This window comes from Deltaproteobacteria bacterium, assembly GCA_016183175.1.
In the GTDB taxonomy this organism is placed as follows: Bacteria; UBA10199; UBA10199; order UBA10199; family SBBF01; genus JACPFC01.
Genome location: JACPFC010000073.1, coordinates 1 through 6,068, shown reverse-complemented (window position 1 = coordinate 6,068; position 6,068 = coordinate 1). Strand labels below are relative to the sequence as shown.

Genomic DNA, 6,068 nt, shown 5'->3' with positions numbered 1-6,068 from the left:
TTACTCGCGGAACTATTTCCCGGAATTTCTGGCGGTGGTCGATCTCTACAAAAATCGATCGGCTTATTTTGGATTTGATGACAACGGCTCCGCGAATGCGCCGAGGTACGACATTGTCAAGACCGGCGACTTTGTCAACCTGCCGGAGGTCATGTCGCGTTTTGCGGTCGAGAAATCGTCGCTCAAAAGGCTCAACCCTTCGCTGACGGAGGCGGTGCTCGAAGGGGAGCTTCCGCTCCCTCCCTATTATCCCCTCAAGGTGCCCCGCGGCCTCGGATATTATCTGGCCGGCTCGGTGGGGATGACGGCCGGGGCCCATTGACCGCTTGACAAAAAAACTTTTTTGTCATACGATGTCATACAATGAGAATCAACGCTCGTGTCGACAGGGAGACTGCTCCCATGATCCGGTATCTGCTGAAAACAGGGGGCCTTACCATCTCTTCCCTCCTCAAAAAATCGGTCCGGCATTATTACCGGCAGGTGCGTTTGGGGGAGTCCCGCGCGGCCAAAGTCCTTTTCAAGACCGGCTTTGTGGGATGCGGGCGGGGATCCCCCGGTCTCTCGGAAAGTTACAAGGGGGAGTTGCCGGAAATTTTCGGGGGCAAGCATGGTCATCGCTGACACCGGTTTCTGGCTAGCGCTCGCCAATTCGAACGATCAGCATCACGAGCGCGCCAAAAAAATTCTTCCCCGGCTTGACGAGCCGCTTGTAACCACATGGCCCGTGGTGACCGAAACATGCCACCTTCTTTTGCACCGCCTCGGTTTCGACTCCCAACTGGCCTTTGTCAAAAGTTATAACGACAACGCCTTTGCCGTTTTCGCGTTGACGGAAAAGGAGGGGCCGAAGATTTACCGGTTGATGAAAAAATATTGCGACCTCCCCATGGATCTGGCCGATGCCTCGCTGGTGATTCTGGCGGAACATCTGGGTCATGGGCGCATTCTTTCAACCGATCAGCGCGATTTCAAAACCTACCGTTTTAAAAACCACAGACCCTTCAAAAATCTTCTCTTTGCGGATGACGAATAGACCGTGGGGCCGCCGTACACATGACACCCGCCGCCACGACGCACAATCCGCCCAAAGTTTTCCACAACATGATGGCATCCTCCTTTGATTTGTCCTCTCAAACTACAAACTGCCCAGATATAAAATCTTCGGCGCCCCGCCGCCCGCCGGGAAAAAAATCTTCACCGGCGCCGGCATGCCCGCCTTCCCCTCTTTTTTCGCCACAAAATAATCGGCCACTTGTCCCCCCTCGGCGGTCGCCTTAAAACCCACCTCTGTTTGAGGGGTTTCCCTCACCCGCGTAACCTTCACGGGATTGGCATAGAGCGGCGCGCCGCCATGGGCCTTTTTGAAGCTGAACTGTTTGACATCCCGGCTCAAGTCGGTCCCATCGGCATTCAGCAGGCTTTTGTGCAACAGAGGCAGGACCGCCTGAATGCTTTTCGCCTCATCCGGCTCCTGAAGGGCCGTCATCAGTTTGTTGAGCAGTTCAACCGCTCCGGGATCGGCGTCGTTCTCCCCGGCAACGGCAACCTTCAAGGCAAAGGCCCCCCACAAGATCGCCCCGACCAGCAGAATTTTGGAGTCGTTTCTCATCTTTTTTCTCCTTTGGAAATGGGATGTCTCTTGAAAGTACTCCAGGAACAAGAAAGGGGCAATAGATCATTATAAAACCCTCGAATATATGTTGCCGGTTTAGTGTTCCAAATCATATTATGAATGAATATATCAAATTAAAAAACATAATAATTTAAATATGTTATAAACTAAATTGTGTTCAAAAGAACACAAAAAATATATTTTTGTCTTGTCTTGAGCCGAGCCTCCCGATACAATGGGGCCATGAACAACGGAGGCAAATCGGCATTAAGCATTTTTGAATATCGCGACTATCGGGCGTACCTGAAGGACTGGTATGGCGAGGCCAAACGGTCGCGGGCCTCTTTTTCGTTTCGATCCTTCGCAAAAAAAGCGGGATTTCATACATCCAACTTCCTCATGCTGGTGATGAAGGGGAAACGAAACCTGACCGAGGAAAGCCTGAAAAAATTCATCGTCGGTTTGTCCTTGAACAAACAGGAGCAGGAGTTTTTCAGGAACCTGGTCTTTTTCAACCAGGCGGGGAGGCACGAGGACAAAAACTTCTATTATCAGCGCCTGCTCCAGTCCAAAAAATTCAGCCAGCTCAAGCCGATTGAAAAACGGCAGTACGAATATTACTCGGCCTGGTACCATCCGGCGGTACGCGAACTGGTCGTCTCGAGGGAATTCGACGGCACCCCGGAATGGATCGCCGGCAGACTTTCCCCGCCCATCACAAGGGCGCAGGCGGAAAAGTCGATCGAACTCCTCGAAGGGCTGGGTCTTATCCAAAAAAACGGGGACGGCCGTTTCAGGCAGGCGAGCTCCATTGTCACCACCGGGCCGGAGCTGACCTCGGTGGTGGTTCACAACTATCACAAGATTCTTCTGGATCTTTCCAAAGAGGTCATGGATCGCCTCTCGATGGGCCATCGCGACGCCAGTTCCATGACCCTGGGGGTCAAGAGAGAGCGCCTGCCGCAGTTGCGGGCGAAAATCAGGGAGTTTCGACAGGAAATTCTCAAACTGGTGGCAAACGACACCGAACCGGAAGAGGTGGCTTTGCTGAACATTCAACTTTATCCGGTGACAAAGGCGCCGGATGCACAATCAAAAAAGGGGAGGGATTTATGAAGATCACATATCTTGCCTTGGGTGTTATTTTTTGGCTTGCGTTCGCGGGATGTCAGGGGGGAGAAGGGGGTGTCGGGGGCACCGAGACGGGAACAACCGATGCCGGTGAAATCGACACCACCGATATCGGAAGCCGGATCGATTCCGCCGCCTCGGCCCTCGTTTTAAGCGTCACGGAATCCGATGCGAACCCATCCGAGTCGCCGGCGCTTAAGGCCTTGGCCGACGGGACGAGCGGCGAGTGGGACACTTATCTGGATGCCGATAATTCGTATGTCTTGACCGACATTTTCGGCGATCCCGATGAGGGATTCGCCGTGGTTACGAAAATCCGGGTCCTTTTGGACCAGTTTGCCCAAACGGTGGACGGCCTTTTTGCCGAAGATCCCGATGTGACCTGCGAGGGGGCGGAGGCGCTCGAAGAAGGGGATACGCTCGATATCGCCTTTTACGGCGAAATTTCCAACGGCGCCGCGGACGACCGGCTTTTTGACTGCCAAAGCGTCAGTGAGGATGAAACCCTCCTCTACGGAATCGACGCTACAGGCGTTGTGCGGGTTGTTCAAATGTCCGATAGGACCTCCGATAACACCGAAGGGGCGGAAACGCGCGGTGATACGGTGACAATTCGCTCGGTTGTTGGGTCCACTTATGGCGAACAGGAGGAAGAGGGGATAACGGTCGCCTATCTTGATTTACAGTATACCCAGGCAACAGTCTACAATGGTGTCGATGATTCGTTCGACACATCCGACGACGTCGTTTTCAAAAGCCGGAGCCGGATCACCGGCCGCGTCGAACTGGACGCCGATGGAAATCCCGCCCTGGGAACGGGGGATTTTACGGTGACGAAGTATGACGAAAGCGGCGGCGTCGTGACCGTCACCAAATCGATCGGCCGTGGGAGTTATGGGGCGGGAGACGATTCGCTTTTCAAAATCGACTCAAATGTCTCCAGTCTCGATGACATTCCCGGCACCTTCTGTGTCCAGATGCCGGAAGACGGCACCGCCGTGCCGGCATACGCCGATCCGGCAAACTGCACCGCTCTGGAGACCGCCTTTGCCTGGGACGATGCCGTATTCCCCTTCACTTTGTCTCCCGATATCGACGGAACCTTCGATGATAATCCCTTCTTTGAGGGGGACGATACCGATTTGATCAGCAACTCGGGGGATAATTTTACCATCCCGGAGTATGAATAAGAAAGGGCGACATCAAGCCTTGTAATCCTTCAGGTTTTGGAGGACAACTCCCAAACCTGAAGGATTTTAGGCCTTCTTTTTGAACGAGATCAGAATCAGGATCACACCGGGTATCAGCGGAACCCAAAAAAAGTCCTTCAGCTCCGACATAGCGCTTGAGTTGTCCCCAATGAGATACATGACACCCGCCGCCACGACGCACAACCCTCCCAGGGTTTTCCACAACATGGTAGCATCCTCCTTTGGTTTGTTCTAAAATCATTAACCCTAAATCGAGGCAGTGTCAAAATGAAAAAGCTCCTTGTCTGTCAGCATGTGGCCTACGAACCTCTGGGGACCCTGGACCCCCTCTTTAGAAAGTCCGGTTTCCGCATCCGGTATGTCAATTTTGGGAGACAACCGGACGCGCAACCGTCGATTACAGGTTATGACGGCCTCGTAATTCTGGGCGGTCCAATGAATGTGGACGAAACCGCACAACATCCCCATTTGAACCACGAGGTGGAAATGATCCGGCAGGCGCTTCAACGGAACATCCCGATTCTCGGCATTTGCCTCGGGGCCCAGCTGATTGCAAAGGCCCTGGGGGCGCGGGTGACGAAAAACCGGGTAAAAGAAATCGGCTGGTACGATGTCGCCCTGACCCGCGAGGGAAAAAGCGGTCCGGTTTTAAAGCACTTTCAACCGGTGGAGAAAATCTTTCAATGGCACGGAGACACCTTCGATATCCCGGCCGGGGCGGTCCATCTGGTCTCGTCACCGCTTTGCGCCAACCAGGCGTTTCGATATGGGGAGAGGGTTTACGCCTTGCAATTTCATCTGGAGGTGGATGAACGGATGATCGAACGGTGGCTCAAGGTGCCCGATCACGTAAGGGAGCTCGACGATCCGAACGATACGACGATCGATGTGGGAGCCATCCGGCGGGAGACGCCGCTCTGCATCGAACGCCTCAAAAACTTGAGCGATAAAACGTTCGGGGAGTTCATCAAGCTTTTTGGGGTCGAAAAGAAATTCAGACGGCTTTCTTCGCGGTAGCAAAATAAGAGAGTTCCAGCACTTCTTGACTATGACCCAAAAATCAATGTATTATTTGGGTCGTGTTCCAAAGACTAATCAACCTCTCGAAATCACACTCTTTTTTTCTGTTTGGGCCCAGGGGAACCGGGAAATCGACCCTTTTAGAACGTTTTTTCGATCCCGAGGAAAGCGTGGTGCTGGATCTATTGAATTTTGAGCTCGCAAATGAACTGATCAGCCACCCCAATAATCTGCTGAATCGTCTCGCTCCCTACGTGGGTAAAAAGGCCTGGGTGGTTATTGATGAGGTTCAAAAGGCGCCGCAGTTGTTGGACCTGGTGCACAAGCTCATCAAGGAAAAACGGTTTAAATTTGCCCTGACAGGTTCCAGCGCAAGAAAACTGAAACGGGGTGCAGCGAATCTTTTGGCCGGAAGGGCTTTTGTGTACAATTTGTTCCCACTGACGGCGACCGAGTTGCAAGCCCGGTTTTCTCTCGATGAAGCGCTGAAGTTCGGAACGCTTCCGGAGATTTTTAATTTTGAAAATGAACCGGACAAGGCAAGATTTTTGAAAGCCTACTCCGAGACCTATCTCAAGGAAGAGATCATGACGGAACAAATTGTCCGCAATCTGCCTCCGTTCCGCCGTTTTCTGGATGTTGCGGCCCAAATGAATACCGGTGTCATCAACCACTCAAATATCGCGCGGGACATTCATTCCGATCCGAAAACCGTCAGCGGATATTACGACATATTGGAAGATACTCTGCTTGGGATTCGGATTCCCTCTTATCACACGTCCATCCGAAAACAGCAAAAAAGGGCTTCCAAATTTTATCTCTTTGACACAGGCATTGCCCGAGCTTTGGCCGGACAGGTCGATTACGATTTGGTCCCGCGGAGCTTCGAATACGGGCAATTGTTTGAGGCATTTGTTGTTATGGAACTTCATCGCCGTCTCGCCTACCAGGGCAGGCAATTCAAGCTTTCCTACTTGCGGGTCAAGGAAGATCTGGAGATCGATTTGATTATCGAGCGTGGAAAACTCGCTCCAACACTGGTAGAAATCAAATCCGCGAACAGGGTGGACGAACGTCACGCAAAGGGACTT

General features: G+C 52.6%; 9 protein-coding genes. 7 read left to right on the top strand and 2 right to left on the bottom strand.

What is annotated here, in order from left to right:
* The 3 genes from HYU99_07880 to HYU99_07870 form a co-directional block, all read left to right on the top strand.
* A partial coding sequence (locus tag HYU99_07880) for a hypothetical protein (GenBank protein ID MBI2340266.1) occupies nt 1-322 on the top strand: 322 nt, incomplete at its 5' end.
* Nucleotides 323-363: 41 nt separating this feature from the next.
* Nucleotides 364-624: a hypothetical protein gene (locus HYU99_07875; protein ID MBI2340265.1), complete on the top strand. Its 261-nt coding sequence runs from the start codon at nt 364-366 to the stop codon at nt 622-624.
* Nucleotides 611-1,036 (top strand): PIN domain-containing protein, encoded by a 426-nt coding sequence (locus tag HYU99_07870; GenBank protein ID MBI2340264.1) that lies wholly within the window; start codon nt 611-613, stop codon nt 1,034-1,036. The genes HYU99_07875 and HYU99_07870 overlap by 14 nt, the downstream gene beginning before the upstream one ends.
* Nucleotides 1,037-1,138: 102 nt before the next feature.
* On the opposite strand, the gene HYU99_07865 is transcribed toward HYU99_07870, so the two are convergent.
* On the bottom strand, nt 1,139-1,612 hold the full coding sequence (locus HYU99_07865; GenBank protein MBI2340263.1) for a hypothetical protein: 474 nt from the start codon (nt 1,610-1,612) through the stop codon (nt 1,139-1,141).
* Between the two features lie 246 nt (nt 1,613-1,858).
* On the opposite strand from HYU99_07865, the gene HYU99_07860 reads away from it, so the two are divergent.
* Together HYU99_07860 and HYU99_07855 are read left to right on the top strand one after the other, a co-directional pair.
* Nucleotides 1,859-2,731 (top strand): TIGR02147 family protein, encoded by an 873-nt coding sequence (locus tag HYU99_07860; protein MBI2340262.1) that lies wholly within the window; start codon nt 1,859-1,861, stop codon nt 2,729-2,731.
* Complete coding sequence (locus tag HYU99_07855) at nt 2,728-3,936, top strand: hypothetical protein (protein ID MBI2340261.1); 1,209 nt, start codon at nt 2,728-2,730, stop codon at nt 3,934-3,936. Before HYU99_07860 ends, HYU99_07855 begins: the two co-directional genes overlap by 4 nt.
* Nucleotides 3,937-4,002: 66 nt before the next feature.
* Here the strand turns inward: HYU99_07855 and HYU99_07850 are convergent, their stop codons facing one another.
* Nucleotides 4,003-4,164 (bottom strand): hypothetical protein, encoded by a 162-nt coding sequence (locus HYU99_07850; protein ID MBI2340260.1) that lies wholly within the window; start codon nt 4,162-4,164, stop codon nt 4,003-4,005.
* 60 nt (nt 4,165-4,224) lie between these two features.
* On the opposite strand from HYU99_07850, the gene HYU99_07845 reads away from it, so the two are divergent.
* Complete coding sequence (locus HYU99_07845; protein ID MBI2340259.1) at nt 4,225-4,974, top strand: gamma-glutamyl-gamma-aminobutyrate hydrolase family protein; 750 nt, start codon at nt 4,225-4,227, stop codon at nt 4,972-4,974.
* A 62-nt stretch (nt 4,975-5,036) separates the two neighbouring features.
* Nucleotides 5,037-6,068 (top strand): ATP-binding protein (locus HYU99_07840; protein ID MBI2340258.1); only part of this gene is annotated, 1,032 nt, incomplete at its 3' end.

Excerpts from the sequence above, each read along its gene's own strand:
- HYU99_07875 (MBI2340265.1), top strand. The coding sequence starts at position 364 with ATGAGAATCAACGCTCGTGTCGACAGGGAGACTGCTCCCATGATCCGG.
- HYU99_07870 (MBI2340264.1), top strand. The coding sequence starts at position 611 with ATGGTCATCGCTGACACCGGTTTCTGGCTAGCGCTCGCCAATTCGAAC.
- HYU99_07865 (MBI2340263.1), bottom strand. The coding sequence starts at position 1,612 with ATGAGAAACGACTCCAAAATTCTGCTGGTCGGGGCGATCTTGTGGGGG.
- HYU99_07860 (MBI2340262.1), top strand. The coding sequence starts at position 1,859 with ATGAACAACGGAGGCAAATCGGCATTAAGCATTTTTGAATATCGCGAC.
- HYU99_07855 (MBI2340261.1), top strand. The coding sequence starts at position 2,728 with ATGAAGATCACATATCTTGCCTTGGGTGTTATTTTTTGGCTTGCGTTC.
- HYU99_07850 (MBI2340260.1), bottom strand. The coding sequence starts at position 4,164 with ATGTTGTGGAAAACCCTGGGAGGGTTGTGCGTCGTGGCGGCGGGTGTC.
- HYU99_07845 (MBI2340259.1), top strand. The coding sequence starts at position 4,225 with ATGAAAAAGCTCCTTGTCTGTCAGCATGTGGCCTACGAACCTCTGGGG.